The organism is Nocardia vinacea (assembly GCF_035920345.1).
Classification (GTDB): Bacteria; Actinomycetota; Actinomycetes; order Mycobacteriales; family Mycobacteriaceae; genus Nocardia; species Nocardia vinacea_A.
The window spans coordinates 3,361,546-3,374,868 of the sequence record NZ_CP109149.1; the positions used below are offsets into that span (position 1 = coordinate 3,361,546).

A 13,323-nucleotide genomic window follows, 5' to 3' on the forward strand; every position below is an offset into this window, starting at 1 on the left:
GGCCGGTGCACCGCTATAGGGACCGGGCGGGCCGACCAGAGGATCGCGTTGCGGCAGTTTTGAATTAGGCATGAACGGCATTGGCTGTACCCGCCTCGGTGTTCGTTCGGTTTGGCAGGCCGCCCGGCGCCGAGGGCTCTTAGGCATCACCCCGGCGCCGGGTGCCCGACAATGACGGTAAGAATCCGGAGGCATGCTCGTCCAGGCTCATGCTCGAAAATGCTCGAAGTCGATTGTTCCTCTGCACAACAAGCATTTGGAGAGGAACATGGAATCTGCGTGAGCATAGGTACGCATACAGCGATTGGAGAACCAGGCCATGCGGTTACAGTTTCTCGGCAAGGGCGGAACCACTGGAGGCGGATGCCCCAGCCTCTACGCCACCGACCAAGACACCTACGTCGTACAAGGATGGAAAACCGATTCAGCCGGAACCGTCGAGATCCCACACCTGTTGCTCGGTTTCGCGCTCCCGGACACGTTCGTCGGGGTGCCGATGACCGACACCGGCCGCGGCACCTTCACTCTCGAAGGGAGCCCGGTCACCGACCCGGACGTACTCAGGGGACTGGACATCTACGACGACGAAACGTGCATCGAGGTTCCGAAGGCAGAGAGGATATTCTACGGTGCAACTCGTGCAGGATGAGGCGTTCAACCGCCTATTCCACTCCTGCCAGCGGGAGGCGTTCCACCTGGAAGTTCAGGACACCTACGAGACTCCAGAGGAGTCCGAGCCGTTCCGGAAGTTCCTTCAGGACGAACCCGACGACTATGCATGGTTCCAACCGTGGCTCGACCACGTGCGGGACGTGACCAGTCGCGGTGTGGCCGTGAACCGTGCCCGCGTGGTGACCGAACCTCACACCGACTACACGCGCTTCGCGAAGGCAGTGGCGCGGTTCAACGCTGAAGCCGGCGAGGACGTTCGCTACCTGCCGCGGCACTTGATCGCCTCGGCCGAGCTGACCGTCGATGACTGGTGGTTGTTCGATGACACGGTGCTGGCGTACACGATCTTCGAGCCGTCGGGCCGTTGGGTCGGTGCCGCAGTCACGACCGATCCTCGGCTGGTCGACTACTGCCGAGGCGTAAAAGAGCGTGTCTGGGCGCTCGCTACCCCTCTCGCGGAGTACTCCCGCCAGTGAGTGATTCGCTTCACCAACTGCGCGAAGCTCTCGGAGGCCGACTCCGAGAGCTTCGCCTCAACTCGGGGCGGACCGGCACGGAACTCGCCAACCTCGCAGGCTGGCACCAAACCAAGGTGTCAAAGATCGAGTACGGGAAAACCAAACCGACCGACGCCGACATTCGCACTTGGTGCGAGCACACAAACTCCGTGGACCAGGTGCCGGATCTCATCGCGACCGTCCGCAACATAGAGGCGTCCTACTTGGAGTGGCGCCGAGTGCTTGGAACCGGCACGAAACGGCGGCAGCAGGCTTCGATCAAGTTGGAAGCCGAGACGCAGCTGATGCGTTGGTATGAGCCGGTTCTGATCCCAGGCTTGCTACAGACTGCCGAATACGCGGAAGAGATCATGCGCAATGTGATCGAGTTCCAGGGCATACCCAATGACCTCGAAGATGGCGTATCGAAGCGGATGGAACGCCAACAAATCCTGTACCAGCGCAAGCATCGGTTTCACTTCGTGATCGGAGAACAGGCGCTACGGACGACTGTCGGCGACGACCGGATCATGACTGGACAACTGGATCGCCTGCTCGCCGTGCTGGGCATGCCGCGGGTGCTGTTCGGGATCGTGCCCGCCGAAACCCGCTACCAAGTACCAATATCGAACTTCATCATGTTCGACGATCGCACAGTGATGGTCGAAAACGTGACAGCCGAACTCACGATTACCCAGCCACGGGAGGTCGCCACATACGGGCGCGCATTCGACGTCTTGGCGAAGCAGTCCGTGAACGGCAACGCTGCTCGCGCCTTGATATCAGCGGCCCTCGAACGGCGAGCCAAGTCCGGCTGACGCCGACGCTCATCCGCCGGGCATGCGAGAGCCCGATCCGGAAGGGGACCGGATCGGGCTCTCAGCTGGAGGCTACGCGCTCAGATCGTGCCAGTGCAGTTGACGACCGCGTACTTGCCGGTAGCGGTTTTCTCGTCTTTCACCTTGCCGTCCACGATGATCCGGCACGTCACACTGGTCCCCTTCGTTTGGGCACCCAACCCGATGACTGCGAAGGTCGAGTTGTTGGTGACGATCTTCGACCACGGCGCGGTCGCGCTTGTCTCCTGCTGCAAGTCGGAGTTCTCGTCGAAGTAGGTGACGCTGTTGAGTCCGTCCGAGTCGGAGACGATCTCGTACACCACCGTCTTGCCCTTGCCGGTCGGCGGCTTCGCGCTCAACGGCGGTATCGAGGTGGCAGGAATATCGGCGGCGGCCGACTGGATGGATGAGTTCGCGGCGTCGACAGCTTTGCTCACCTCATGGCCGGCAGTGCCGACGAGGGCGACGCAGCCACCGAAAAGCAGTACCACTACCCCGAGTAGCACCCATGGCCACACCTTCCGCTTCCGAGGCGGTCGCGGGTACTGCCCGTACGGCGGTGGCTGCTGCCCGTAGGGCGGCTGCGGCGGCTGCTGGGGAGGGTAGGGCTGGTTCGGTCCGGTCATGTTGTCCCCCTTGAGGGTTGGGTAGGCGAGGGTGGGTGATCCCCCGTGATGGCAGCCCGGTTGCGGGCTGTTGGCTGCACATCCGCGAGCAGCCATGTCTTGTTACGCGGATCACGGCGTGTCCGATCGACACGCACCGCATTTCACTGAATGTCGACGGGCTTGCCGTCGACGAGTTGCTGAAGGTGACCACCGTTGCGGGCCAACCACTTCCGCATCGGCTCCATCGCATCCAATGCAAGCCCGATCTCGTGGTCGAAGATGTGGCGCTGTTCGTCGGGCACATCGAACCGGAGCATGAACGTGGTCATCGCACCACCCGCAACGGCTTCTCCCCCAACGCGATCCCGTCCAACCATTCGAGGACACTGGCCCATCCCTCCACGCGGATCCGTGCGTCGATCGCCCGGCACACCGCAAGGTCCACGCCGCCACGCGTCATCGACAGCACAGCTTCACCGCGAACGCGCCAGCGTTCGCCGACGTGGTCCGGGTAGCTGACATGATCGCGGGCGAACTCGGGCCACACCCCCGGGAAGAACTCGGCGCGGTCGATGTCCTCGTTCAGCCACACCAGGACCGCAACGGCTTCACTGAGTGCGGTATGTGACCGGGCGGGCCGAACTCTGGCGACGTCGATGCTCGGGAAGTCTTCGGCGAGCGAGGCAGTGAGCGTCAGCATCTGCTGCCAAGTCGGTCCGTCAGTCCAGTGGATATGCCATGCACGACCGCTATCGCCGACGCTGTCGTGATAGTCGAGACGCACGGTGGTTCGGGTTCGCGCGGACAGCTGGGAAGCGAGCTGGCGGGCGTGACGAGAGCGGTTGGCGCTCATCAGAGAACCACCAACCCAAGCATGTGACTAACATCACACCAAAGGAGGCGGGAGGGTGGGTGGGGAACGATCGACGTTGTGCCCACAAAGGCGGCAGCGGCCTCAAAAAATGGGCCATAGGCTACAGTTTTGGCCACACCAGTTAGACACGAGAAAGGCTCCGACCAAGCGGATTGCTGGTCAGAGCCTATTTCTTCCGTGGTCCCAGCTGGTTTCGAACCAGCGACCTTCCGCGTGTGAGGCGGACGCTCTCCCGCTGAGCTATGGGACCGAACTTGGCGTTCGAGCGGCGGCGGAGCAGCCGTTCGAACGAGATGGAACCTTAGCACGCACTACCAGCGTCCCACCAAATCGCCACCCCGACACGGGTGATCGGCCTTCGACCTCTGCGGCCAGCGTTGCTGTGCGGTCGTGAATTGCGAAGTGGTGCAGCAGGTCCCGGAGGAGCCATCCACACGAATGATCCGAGCACGTTTGCCCGTGGGTGCGCGTTACCCAACCTCGCGAACAACACCGATGTAATTCAACTTCAGGCCCTTCTACCAGCGGATTTGTAGGTTGCGCCGAACGTCGGCTAATGTTCTGTCTCGCACCACGGAGGGCCGCAAGCCCCCCGGAGACGCAAATGCGGATGTAGCGCAGCTGGTAGCGCATCACCTTGCCAAGGTGAGGGTCGCGGGTTCGAATCCCGTCATCCGCTCGAGGAGTAGGGCCAGGCAATAATAAAGCCTTCCCCCTTCGCATGGTGGAGTGGCCGAGTGGTGAGGCAACGGCCTGCAAAGCCGTGCACACGGGTTCGATTCCCGTCTCCACCTCGCGCGATTAGCTCAGCGGGAGAGCGCTTCCCTGACACGGAAGAGGTCACTGGTTCAATCCCAGTATCGCGCACCACCGTTTTACCAGGTCAGCCCCGGTTCTCACCGGGGCTGATTTTGTTTGTGCCCACCGCTCGGCCTTCAGAAGCTGGTGTTGGTGCCGCCTGGACGGCGTGACATGGTCTAGACGCAGTTGGCCAATGCGCACTCAGGTTCCACTATGGAACCGCGGAGTGACGACACCGGCTCTAGTCCCCCGCCCAGGTGATACATGGGCCCTGATGCGCGTCACGGCGCCTCACCACGTCCCTGGCGGCTACCCGAATACGCGAACTCGCGCAGTTGCCGGATGGTTTTCGGGACTATCTCGACCTCGGCGGGATGATTGATCATCGGGTCGAAGTAGTCGGTGCGGTGCTCACCCTCGGCCAGCCGCAGGTTGATTTCGGCGAGTTTGCGGGTCGGGCCGCCGATCGGGCTGCTGATCAGATCGAAATGCACCTCGTGCCCGCGCAGGTATTCTTCGAGTGCTTCGATGGAGGCGGATTTCGGTTGTGCCGCATCGGGTTCGGCGAATACCCAGGTGGTCCTACCATTGCCGAAACGGTAAGGCATCACGCCGCCGTACCTGGCGCGGGCCCAGCCCGTCGCGACGGTGATCACGAACCGCCCGACCGTACTACGGCCCGTGGTCGCAAGAGCGAAGTCCCACGGCTTGTCGTCGCGATCCAGGACGCGAAAGGCGAGCCCGAGCACATCGGGGATGGGCCCCGGCAGCCCGGTGCCCTTCGACAGGCGGGCGATGACGGCCCGTTCACCGCTGCCGAACAGGTTCTCGAACTCGTATTCGGCGTGCAGCCGACCCGACAGGTGCAGTCCGTCGGGATGGAAAACCCGCGCATGCCGGAGCCTGGCCCCGGCTGCGAACGCGCTTCGCACAACTGCGGCAGATAAATCGACCATGGCGAGTCCTCCGAGGTAGACGACGTGTCGTCTCCCGGTTGCCCCGCGCGCAGCCGGATAAACGGCAGGCGGTCTCGAGGCGGCGATGGCCCGATCCGGAACCACTTCGATGTCGCGCCGCCGAACGACGCGTGACCGTGACGACGAGCAACGCGACCTCAGCGGCTCCTCGAGCGTACGAACGACGCAGGTCCTGCCGATGTCAATGGACTAGGTGGTCGGCCCAGGGGGCTGGGAGGGCGGTGCTGGATATGTCGGCGATTTCCTGTAGGCGTGAAGTGGGGATTCCTAAGCGGCTCAGTTGGATCAGGCCCTGGGAGATCACGATGATGTGGGCGCTGAGGGCCGAGAGAGTGGCGGGGTCGGCGTTGTCCGGCGCAGCGACTCGTAGGCGGTCGGCCACGCCTTCTTCCATGGCGGTGGTGGTGCGGGTGCCGATGGTGGCGACTTCGGGGATGCGGGTGCCGAGTTGGGCGATGCTGTTGATCATGAGGCAGCCGCGGCGGTCGGGGTGGGCGGCGCAGTCGTCGATGACTGCTCGGAAGAGGGCGCGGACGGCGGCGCGCGGTGAGCCGGGCGCGGACGTGACGACCTCGCGGACGAAGCGTGCGCGGCGTTCGCAGTAGCGCTCGAAGGCGGTGAGGAACAGGCCGCGTTTATTGCCGTAAGCGGCGTAGATGCTGCCGTTCCCGACGCCGGTCGCGCGGGATACATCCTCCACCGATGTTTCGTCGAAACCCTTCGACCAGAACAACTCCGTCGCGGCATCGAGCATGTTCGACTCATCGAACTGTCGTGGCCGTCCCATGCGCTCACCGTACCAACCAGGTCGTGATGTCGAGCACCTCACTTGTTCTGGAGGCATGCCTCCATAATACTGGTTGACATGTCCGCAAAATTCGGTGGTACGGCCCGCAGGCGAGTCGGTGTGCTGGTTTTCGACAGCGTCAAGATGCTCGACTTCGTCGGTCCCGCGGAGGTATTCGTCGAGGCGAACCAGTCGGTGGCCGGTTATGAGGTGGTACTCGTTTCGGCCGACGGCAAGGACGTGCACACCTCGATCGGCGCGCGCACGCAGGTAAGCTGCGCGGCGGCCGACGCGGGTCGCTTCGACACCGTGGTGATTCCAGGCAGCGAGTTGCCCGTGGAAAAATTCGCGACTCCCGAGGTGCTGGCGGCGGCACGGCACCTGTCCTCGCATACCCGGCGGACCGCGTCGATCTGCAGCGGCGCGTTCGTCCTGGCCCAACTCGGACTGCTCGACGGCAGGCGGGCGACGACCCATTGGAAATTCACCGGCGACCTGGCGCGCCGGTTCCCATCCGTACTGGTGGAACCGGATGCGATTTTCGTGCGCGACGGCAACCTCTACAGTTCGGCCGGTGTCGCGGCCGGTGTGGATCTCGCGCTGGCGCTGGTCGAGGAGGATCATGGTGCCGATGTCGCCCGACGGGTGGCACAGTCACTGGTGGTGCATATGCAGCGTGCCGGTGGACAGTCGCAGTTCTCGGCATCACTGAGCGGGCCCGCGCCTCGCAGTCCGCTGCTGCGCGGGGTCGTAGATCTGATCTGCGCGGACCCCACGTACCCGCATACCGTGCAGAGCCTCGCCGCGCACGCACGCGTCAGCGTCCGACATCTGACCCGGCTGTTCCGCACGGAGCTCCAACGTTCGCCCGCGGAGTATGTAGCGTTCATCCGGTTCGGGGTGGCCAGGGATATGTTGCACGCCGGACGCAGCGTGACCGAGGCGGCGATGGCCGCCGGATACGGCAATAGCGAGGCATTGCGGCGGGCGTTCGTGGCGCGGCTCGGCATTTCGCCGCGCAAGTATCAGCAGCGGTTCCGGACGACCGGTTCGCTCGTGGGAGCCGAACTCGCAGCGGTGGTGTCCTGATCGGAGGTATTTCCGGCCGGTGAAGGGGGGCGCTGGCGCCGGGAAGCAGCGGAAACTGCTGTCGGCACAGCGTCATATCGAGAAAGGACCGCGATGTCCCCCGCGTCAACCCCCACACTTGTCCTCGTGCACGGCGCCTTCGCCGATGCGTCGAGTTGGTCGCCGGTCACCCAGCGGCTGCTCGACCAGGGCTACCGGGTCGTGGCACCGCCGGTGTTCAACCGCAGCCTGTCCGGCGATGCCGCCTACATCCGGGCGGTCGTCGAGCAGATCGATGGCCCGGTACTACTGGCCGGGCATTCCTACGGCGGCGCGGTGATCACCGTCGCCGGTGTTGCCGAGAATGTCGTCGGCCTCGTCTACGTGTCGGGCTACGCGTTGGAGGAAGGCGAGAGCCTCGGCCAATTGCAGGGCCGGTTCCCGGATTCCGAGCTGGCGGCACATCTGGTCTACACCTCGTACCCGGTCGACGGCGAAACGACCGGAACCGATGTTTCCGTTGAAATCGAAGCGTTCCCAGCCATTTTCGCGGACGGCGTCGACGCGGTGACGGCGCGGGTGCTCGCGGTGTCGCAGCGACCGCTGTCGGCGACGGCGTTCGGTGAGCCCGCCGCCGTGGCGGCCTGGAAGACCAGGCCCGCCTGGGGAATTGTGTCCAGCGCCGATCGCACCATCAATCCGGATGTCGAGCGTTATGGCTATGAACGGGCCGGGCTGCGGGCGGTCGTCGAGATGGACGCACCGCACCTGGTGATGCAGACCCATCCGGACCGGGTCGCGTCGGTCATCACCGACGCGATCGCCGAATTGTCCTGATCCACAACACAAGGGAAAGGCACTACCATGTCAGGTAATCCGTTGGGCATCTCGCTCGAGCAGGCAGCGCAGGAGTTCGTCGACGCCACCTCGCAGCCGCCGTTCCTCTACCAGCTCGCCCCGGAGGAGGGGCGCAAGGCCGTGGATTCGGTGCAGGATTCGCCGATTTTCAAGCCGGAGATCGACGAGGAGTGGGTCACGGTCGACGGCGGTCCGACCGGGTCGGTGCGGGCGCGCATCGTCAAGCCGCAGGGTGTCACCGAGGTACTGCCCGTGATCGTCTACACCCATGGCGCGGGTTGGGTTTTCGGCGATGCACACACCCACGACCGGCTCGTGCGCGATCTCGCCGTCGGGGTGCGCGCGGCCGTTGTTTTTCCCGAATACGATCGCTCGCCGGAGGTGCGGTACCCGGTGGCCAACGAACAGTCCTACCGGGTCGCCCAGTGGGTTACGACCGACGGCGCCGAGCACGGTCTCGACGCGTCTCGGATCGCGGTCGCGGGTGATTCGGTCGGCGGCAATATGGCCATCGCGCTGACACTCATGGCGAAGGAGCGCGGCGACCTCTCGTTCGCGCAGCAGGTGCTGTTCTACCCGGTGACCGACGCCAACTTCGACACCGGTTCGTACCAGCGGTTCGCCGAGGGTTACTTCCTGACTCGCGCAGGGATGCAATGGTTCTGGGATCAGTACACCACCAGCGCCGAAGACCGTGCGCAGATCACCGTGTCGCCGCTGCGAGCCGGCACCGAGCAGTTGAGCGGGCTGCCGCCCGCGCTGGTCATCACCGCCGAGGCGGATGTGTTGCGCGATGAGGGCGAAGCCTTCGCCGGCAAGCTGCGCGCGGCGGGCGTGCCGGTGACGCAGGTGCGCTACGGGGGGATCATCCACGACTTCGTCATGGTGAACGCGATGCACGATACCCATGCCGCCAAAGCCGCTGTCGCACAGGCGGTTGCGACGCTGAAGGCCGCCCTGCACACAGCGTGATGACACTTCGTCCGCAAACAGATCAGGAGAAATCTATGACCGCTCCAACCATTGTGCTCGTCCACGGCGCGTTCGCCGATTCCTCCAGTTGAAACGGCGTCATCGAACGCCTACGCGCACAAGGACATTCCGTCATCGCCGCCGCAAATCCGCTGCGCGGCCTCGACAGTGACGCCGCTTACATCGCGACGGTCGTCGACGGCATCGAGGGCCGGTGCGTGCTCGTCGGACACTCTTACGGTGGCAGCGTCATCACCGTGGCGGCCGAGGGAAAGGCCGATGTCACCGCATTGGTTTACATTGCCGCGTTCATTCCCGACGAGAACGAGAGCGCGCTGCAGCTGAGCGACAAGTTCCCCGGCTCCACCTTGGGGGCAGCCACCCGTCCCACGAGCTACCCCCTGTCCGACGGGAGCACCGGCACCGAACTCTATATCCGCCAGGAGGAGTTCCACCGGCAGTTCGCCGCCGATGTTCCGGCGGAAACGGCTGAGCTGATGGCCACGACACAGCGGCCGGTCGCCCTTGCCGCGCTGCAGGAGACTGCTTCCGCGGCCGCATGGAAGTCGGTGTCCGCGTTCGCATTGCTGACCACCGACGATAAGAACATCCCCATCGAGGCGCAGCGGTTCATGGCCGAACGCGCCGGGGCCGACACCGTCGAAATCTCCGCATCGCATGCGGTCTCGGTATCCGAGCCCGAGGCGGTCGCCGACCTCATCGTCCGCGCGGTCGAGCGCTAGTACGCCTCGAACCGACTCGCGCCGCGAGGAATCGCGGCGCGAGTCGGGGTCAGGTCGGTGCGGTGTCGGGAGGTCGGGTTCGGCGGCGGTGCGCGGTGTCGATGATGCCTTCCAAAGGGCGGCCCTGGCTGATGGTGAGGACGGTTTGGGCTAATTGGGTGCAGGTGTCGTCGACGGCTCGGCGGGCGCGGTCGCGTTGAGCGGTGATGGTGGCGTATATGAGGGCGGTCAGCGCGACCGAGCCGTTGAAGGCCTGCAGGGTGATCATTTTGGCGGTCAGGTCGAGGCCGGTGAAGGCCGGGAAGTCGCGGGCCACGGCGACGATGGCGACGGTCGAGGCGATGAGGGCACAAGGCAGGGCGCCGGCGAGGTGGAAGCGCATCGCGGCCCAGATCAGGAAGGGGAAGACCAGGAAGAGCAGGTTTGCCGACACCACGGTGGCCGATACCGCGACGACGGATGTGCCCGCCGCCAGCATCGCGGCCTCGATGACCCGTAATGGGCTGAGGGCCTTGGGTATGCGAATACCTTTACCGACGAGGATGAGCGGTGCGATCAGGAGTACGCCCATGGCGTCGCCGGTCCACCACACCAACCAGGCGCCCCAGAAACCGTGTGCGGAAACCGCACCGGCCACGAGCAGAGTGACGGTACCGAGCGTTGCGCTGATCAGCATTGCGGCGAGGGCACCGAGGAAAACGAGTTCGAGTACGTCACGTACGCCGACGAAATCGCCGCGGAACCCGACCCTTTTCAGCAGCAGGTACGCGACCACCGGAGCGGCCGTGTTGCCGAGGGCGATCATGAGGACGGCAGGAAGCGTCGGCCCGAGCAAGGCATTCACCGCCAACGCGCCCAGCGTGACGCCAGGCCAGGCACGCAGGCCGAATAGGAACAGACATGCGAGGGCGACCCCGGTCGGCGGCCACAGCGGCGTGACTTGATCGCCGACCAAAGCCAAACACAACCCGACCTCGGCAGCCGCAAAATACGCGACCGCCGCGACAATGATCCACAGCGCCAACTCGGCGTTGCTGCGGAAACGACCCACGACGTGAGCATAGAACCGTTTCCCTCGACGATCAGGAATATCGACGACGGCCCGGACAGCGAGGCCGAGCTGACAGACACCGATGGGCCCGATTCGGCGGCCGATCGATGGGATGGGCCGGGTTGTCGGTGGTCGGCGTTAGGCTACGGCGCACATGTCGAGTGGAGCCGAGTCGTGGTCAGGGGTCGCAGGTGACGGCAAGCGAGGCCGATGGGCGGGATCGGGCCGCTGACTATGCCGATCCCGAGGTGCTGGACGATATTGCCGGGGATGTGTCGTTCGATCTCGAGGAGATCAACGAGCTATTGGGGGAATTGATCGAGATGCGGGGGGATCGCAAGCGGCGCGATGCCGACATCGTGGGGTTTCGGCTCGGGGTGAGCGGGGAGGCGCCGGAGACGTTGGCGCGGATCGGTGCTCGATTCGATCTGTCGCGGGATCGGGCTCGACAGTTGCATACCCGGGCGGTGGCGCAGATTCTGCGGGAAGCGCAGCTGAGTGGACATCGGGCGGCCGAGGTCTTCGGGACGCGGTACCCGGTGGGGGCACGAGATCAGCAGTTGGTACGGGCGCTGTTGGTGGAGACCTATGCGACGGATGGCGATCTGGCTGCCAACGAGTTGGCTTATCTGAAGCTGCGGCTGGCGGGGCATGCGGGCGAGGATGCCAAGCGGGTCGCCGGATATGTCATGCAGCGGATCATGGCGTGGCAGAAGAAGACGAACCGGCGGTTGGCGAAACTGCACGAGCCGCTCGCGACGAGTGAGCTGAATTCATGGTTGGGACAGGTCGATTGGCCCGCCTCCGCACCAGACCCCGCTCCCCTGCCGAACGCCTCCGCGCGCACCGTCGACGGCGACGACGAAGGACGCGGGCGGTTCTATCTCGACAAGGTCGGACGCGATATCGGGTTCGATTCCGGCTTGGAGGCTCGGCTGCTTCAGACGGTGAACGCGAGCGATCTGGTCGAGACATTCCAGGAACAACCGAGTGCGGTCACCTTCGAAATAGACGGTACGGAGCGAATCTACTACCCCACCATCACCGCACGGCTGGCCGATGGCCGCGTCGTCCTGATCGATGTCGAACCGCTGGGACATGTCGGCTTTCACATCAATCGGATCAAGTCGGCGGCAGGTCGCGCACATGCGCATGCCAACGGCTGGGGCTGGCTGGTGTGGACCGGCAGCAGGATCGGGATCCCAGATCTATTGCGGCGCAAGGTAGCTGCGGAGGCCGAGAGTCGACTGTGGGAGTTGGTCGAGCGCGGACCGGTGTACTGGTCCGCGTTGCGGCAGTTGCGTGCGGAGGTCGAGCTGGATCTGCTCGACCTGATCGCGCTGGTGCTGCGCAACGAATGGCGTTGGGACCGTGCGCCGTTCCGGTTGACCGGCAACCACCCAGCTGACCGGCTCAGCGCACGAACATCGCTCCTGCGATGAATGTCACGATCAGCATCATCGCGCAATAGGTGATCAGCTGCCAGTGACCGATCGCCTTCTGCAGACTCACGATGGTGGCACGCAGGCTGGCGTCGATGCGGTGGTGGTTGTCGAGCTTGCGCTTGACCTCGGCCAGCGAGTCCGCGCGCGCCTGTGCGGACTCCTCGGCGCGTTCCAGCCGGGTGGCGAGCTTCATGATCTGTTTCTGCTTGTCCCGCACGGATTTTCGGGACACGGCCAAGGTGGTGCGTTGGTTGACCAACTCCTGGCGCTGCCGAGCGATGACGCTGGCCTGCGTCCTCGTGTGGTGTTCCCAGTCGGTCACGGTGGCCCATCCTCCTGTCATCACATCGCGGTAGCCCCACGCGATTTCGCCCCGCACCCAGCCGTACAGGAAATCGCGCAGTTCATAGGGCTCACGGCGCGGCAGGACGACCGCGCTGTTCGAAGCGTCCAACATGCCCTCTTCGGCCCGGTAATCGCAGGCGGGCGGCGCGAAGTCGGCGATGCCGAGCGCCGGCAGATGCCCGACCCAATAGCCCGGCGGGCACAGCCACAGCACCCCGTCACATCCGGAAGTGCGCAGCCGTGTCGTGTGGTGCTGCGCCGATTCCCGATCCAGCGGGCCGGTACGGACCTCGATGGCATACTGCCGATCACCGCTGCGCCAGAGCACGTCCACCGGGACGTCACCCACCCGGCGGTCCACCTCGGCCACCTCCGCACCGTAGGACGCGAGCCGACCGCACAGCCAATACTTCAGCCGCTGGATATCCCATTGCGCGGCGGCACATTCCGGACATGTGCAGCCGTATCCCCCTGCCCCCACCGCTCCGCCGACGAGTGCGCGACCATCCGGCACCCGGGTGTCCGCGACGCGACCGTCCGACAATCCCAATTCGGCGAGCATCGCCCGACGCCCGCACGCCCGCTCGACGCGCTGCTTCGTTCTCACGCGACCTCACCCCTGCCCAAAACCACCGCAGGTCAAGTACGACCTACGCCATAGATCAAGAGTGCGTCAGCTTTGGCCCGCCCGCCAGCCCCCTATACCCCGCGCTCGGGTGCGCCACAACCCGCGAACACGCTCTGACCAGCCGATGTGCGCTGTCTCACAACCGATTTCATTGCGAC

The 13,323-nt window shown here is 64.7% G+C and carries 15 protein-coding genes, 4 tRNA genes and 1 pseudogene; 12 read left to right on the forward strand and 8 right to left on the reverse strand.

Features of this window, described 5'->3' with window-relative positions:
• Positions 1-304 precede the first annotated feature (304 nt).
• The 4 genes and pseudogenes from OIE68_RS15610 to OIE68_RS15625 all read left to right on the forward strand — a co-directional run bounded on the left by OIE68_RS15610 (position 305) and on the right by OIE68_RS15625 (position 1,987).
• Positions 305-649 (forward strand): hypothetical protein, encoded by a 345-nt coding sequence (locus OIE68_RS15610; protein WP_327100084.1) that lies wholly within the window; start codon positions 305-307, stop codon positions 647-649.
• Entirely contained in the window at positions 630-1,148 is a 519-nt protein-coding gene (locus OIE68_RS15615) for a DUF6879 family protein (RefSeq protein ID WP_327100085.1), read from the forward strand. The genes OIE68_RS15610 and OIE68_RS15615 overlap by 20 nt, the downstream gene beginning before the upstream one ends.
• Positions 1,145-1,321: pseudogene (locus OIE68_RS15620) on the forward strand (helix-turn-helix domain-containing protein); the annotation flags it as partial. The gene OIE68_RS15615 and the pseudogene OIE68_RS15620, both read left to right, overlap by 4 nt.
• 18 nt (positions 1,322-1,339) lie before the next feature.
• Positions 1,340-1,987, forward strand: coding sequence for a DUF5753 domain-containing protein (locus OIE68_RS15625; protein WP_327101683.1), 648 nt, complete (start codon positions 1,340-1,342; stop codon positions 1,985-1,987).
• Positions 1,988-2,067: 80 nt separating this feature from the next.
• Here the strand turns inward: OIE68_RS15625 and OIE68_RS15630 are convergent, their stop codons facing one another.
• The 4 genes from OIE68_RS15630 to OIE68_RS15645 form a co-directional block, all read right to left on the reverse strand.
• Complete coding sequence (locus OIE68_RS15630; protein WP_327100086.1) at positions 2,068-2,634, reverse strand: MmpS family transport accessory protein; 567 nt, start codon at positions 2,632-2,634, stop codon at positions 2,068-2,070.
• Between the two features lie 143 nt (positions 2,635-2,777).
• Positions 2,778-2,945 (reverse strand): hypothetical protein, encoded by a 168-nt coding sequence (locus OIE68_RS15635; protein ID WP_327100087.1) that lies wholly within the window; start codon positions 2,943-2,945, stop codon positions 2,778-2,780.
• Entirely contained in the window at positions 2,942-3,469 is a 528-nt protein-coding gene (locus OIE68_RS15640) for a hypothetical protein (RefSeq protein ID WP_327100088.1), read from the reverse strand. Before OIE68_RS15640 ends, OIE68_RS15635 begins: the two co-directional genes overlap by 4 nt.
• Positions 3,470-3,668: 199 nt before the next feature.
• Positions 3,669-3,740: transfer RNA gene (locus OIE68_RS15645), tRNA-Val, on the reverse strand.
• A gap of 356 nt (positions 3,741-4,096) precedes the next feature.
• Between OIE68_RS15645 and OIE68_RS15650 the strand changes: the two genes are divergently transcribed.
• The 3 genes from OIE68_RS15650 (at position 4,097) to OIE68_RS15660 (ending at position 4,360) form a co-directional block, all read left to right on the forward strand.
• Positions 4,097-4,169 (forward strand) — tRNA-Gly (locus OIE68_RS15650).
• 44 nt (positions 4,170-4,213) lie between these two features.
• Positions 4,214-4,284 (forward strand) — tRNA-Cys (locus OIE68_RS15655).
• Position 4,285: 1 nt separating this feature from the next.
• A tRNA-Val gene (locus tag OIE68_RS15660) sits at positions 4,286-4,360 on the forward strand.
• A 212-nt stretch (positions 4,361-4,572) separates the two neighbouring features.
• Here OIE68_RS15660 and OIE68_RS15665 read toward each other — a convergent pair.
• Both OIE68_RS15665 and OIE68_RS15670 read right to left on the reverse strand, forming a co-directional pair.
• Positions 4,573-5,247: a phosphodiesterase gene (locus OIE68_RS15665; RefSeq protein WP_327100089.1), complete on the reverse strand. Its 675-nt coding sequence runs from the start codon at positions 5,245-5,247 to the stop codon at positions 4,573-4,575.
• Between the two features lie 202 nt (positions 5,248-5,449).
• The gene (locus tag OIE68_RS15670; protein WP_327100090.1) at positions 5,450-6,055 is read right to left on the reverse strand and encodes a TetR/AcrR family transcriptional regulator; all 606 of its coding nucleotides are present in this window, start codon (positions 6,053-6,055) and stop codon (positions 5,450-5,452) included.
• 78 nt (positions 6,056-6,133) lie between these two features.
• Here OIE68_RS15670 and OIE68_RS15675 point away from each other — a divergent pair, with 78 nt between their 5' ends.
• From OIE68_RS15675 to OIE68_RS15690, 4 genes are all read left to right on the forward strand, one after another.
• Positions 6,134-7,144: a GlxA family transcriptional regulator gene (locus OIE68_RS15675; protein WP_327100091.1), complete on the forward strand. Its 1,011-nt coding sequence runs from the start codon at positions 6,134-6,136 to the stop codon at positions 7,142-7,144.
• A 93-nt stretch (positions 7,145-7,237) separates the two neighbouring features.
• A complete protein-coding gene (locus tag OIE68_RS15680; RefSeq protein WP_327100092.1) occupies positions 7,238-7,960 on the forward strand; it encodes an alpha/beta hydrolase in 723 nt (240 codons plus the stop codon).
• A gap of 27 nt (positions 7,961-7,987) precedes the next feature.
• Positions 7,988-8,953 (forward strand): alpha/beta hydrolase, encoded by a 966-nt coding sequence (locus OIE68_RS15685; RefSeq protein WP_327100093.1) that lies wholly within the window; start codon positions 7,988-7,990, stop codon positions 8,951-8,953.
• Positions 8,954-9,105: 152 nt separating this feature from the next.
• Positions 9,106-9,696 (forward strand): alpha/beta hydrolase, encoded by a 591-nt coding sequence (locus tag OIE68_RS15690; RefSeq protein ID WP_327101684.1) that lies wholly within the window; start codon positions 9,106-9,108, stop codon positions 9,694-9,696.
• Between the two features lie 49 nt (positions 9,697-9,745).
• Here the strand turns inward: OIE68_RS15690 and OIE68_RS15695 are convergent, their stop codons facing one another.
• On the reverse strand, positions 9,746-10,747 hold the full coding sequence (locus tag OIE68_RS15695; protein WP_327100094.1) for an MASE1 domain-containing protein: 1,002 nt from the start codon (positions 10,745-10,747) through the stop codon (positions 9,746-9,748).
• Between the two features lie 191 nt (positions 10,748-10,938).
• Between OIE68_RS15695 and OIE68_RS15700 the strand changes: the two genes are divergently transcribed.
• A complete protein-coding gene (locus tag OIE68_RS15700) occupies positions 10,939-12,189 on the forward strand; it encodes a sigma factor-like helix-turn-helix DNA-binding protein (protein WP_327100095.1) in 1,251 nt (416 codons plus the stop codon).
• Here OIE68_RS15700 and OIE68_RS15705 read toward each other — a convergent pair.
• Entirely contained in the window at positions 12,161-13,144 is a 984-nt protein-coding gene (locus tag OIE68_RS15705; protein WP_327100096.1) for a hypothetical protein, read from the reverse strand. The two genes, OIE68_RS15700 and OIE68_RS15705, sit on opposite strands and share 29 nt — an antisense overlap.
• Positions 13,145-13,323: the final 179 nt, after the last annotated feature.

What these genes read in the sequence shown, in the direction of transcription:
- OIE68_RS15685 (WP_327100093.1), top strand. Translation starts at nt 7,988, where the DNA reads ATGTCAGGTAATCCGTTGGGCATCTCGCTCGAGCAGGCAGCGCAGGAG.
- OIE68_RS15665 (WP_327100089.1), bottom strand. Translation starts at nt 5,247, where the DNA reads ATGGTCGATTTATCTGCCGCAGTTGTGCGAAGCGCGTTCGCAGCCGGG.
- OIE68_RS15675 (WP_327100091.1), top strand. Translation starts at nt 6,134, where the DNA reads ATGTCCGCAAAATTCGGTGGTACGGCCCGCAGGCGAGTCGGTGTGCTG.
- OIE68_RS15680 (WP_327100092.1), top strand. Translation starts at nt 7,238, where the DNA reads ATGTCCCCCGCGTCAACCCCCACACTTGTCCTCGTGCACGGCGCCTTC.
- OIE68_RS15640 (WP_327100088.1), bottom strand. Translation starts at nt 3,469, where the DNA reads ATGAGCGCCAACCGCTCTCGTCACGCCCGCCAGCTCGCTTCCCAGCTG.
- OIE68_RS15670 (WP_327100090.1), bottom strand. Translation starts at nt 6,055, where the DNA reads ATGGGACGGCCACGACAGTTCGATGAGTCGAACATGCTCGATGCCGCG.
- OIE68_RS15630 (WP_327100086.1), bottom strand. Translation starts at nt 2,634, where the DNA reads ATGACCGGACCGAACCAGCCCTACCCTCCCCAGCAGCCGCCGCAGCCG.
- OIE68_RS15635 (WP_327100087.1), bottom strand. Translation starts at nt 2,945, where the DNA reads ATGACCACGTTCATGCTCCGGTTCGATGTGCCCGACGAACAGCGCCAC.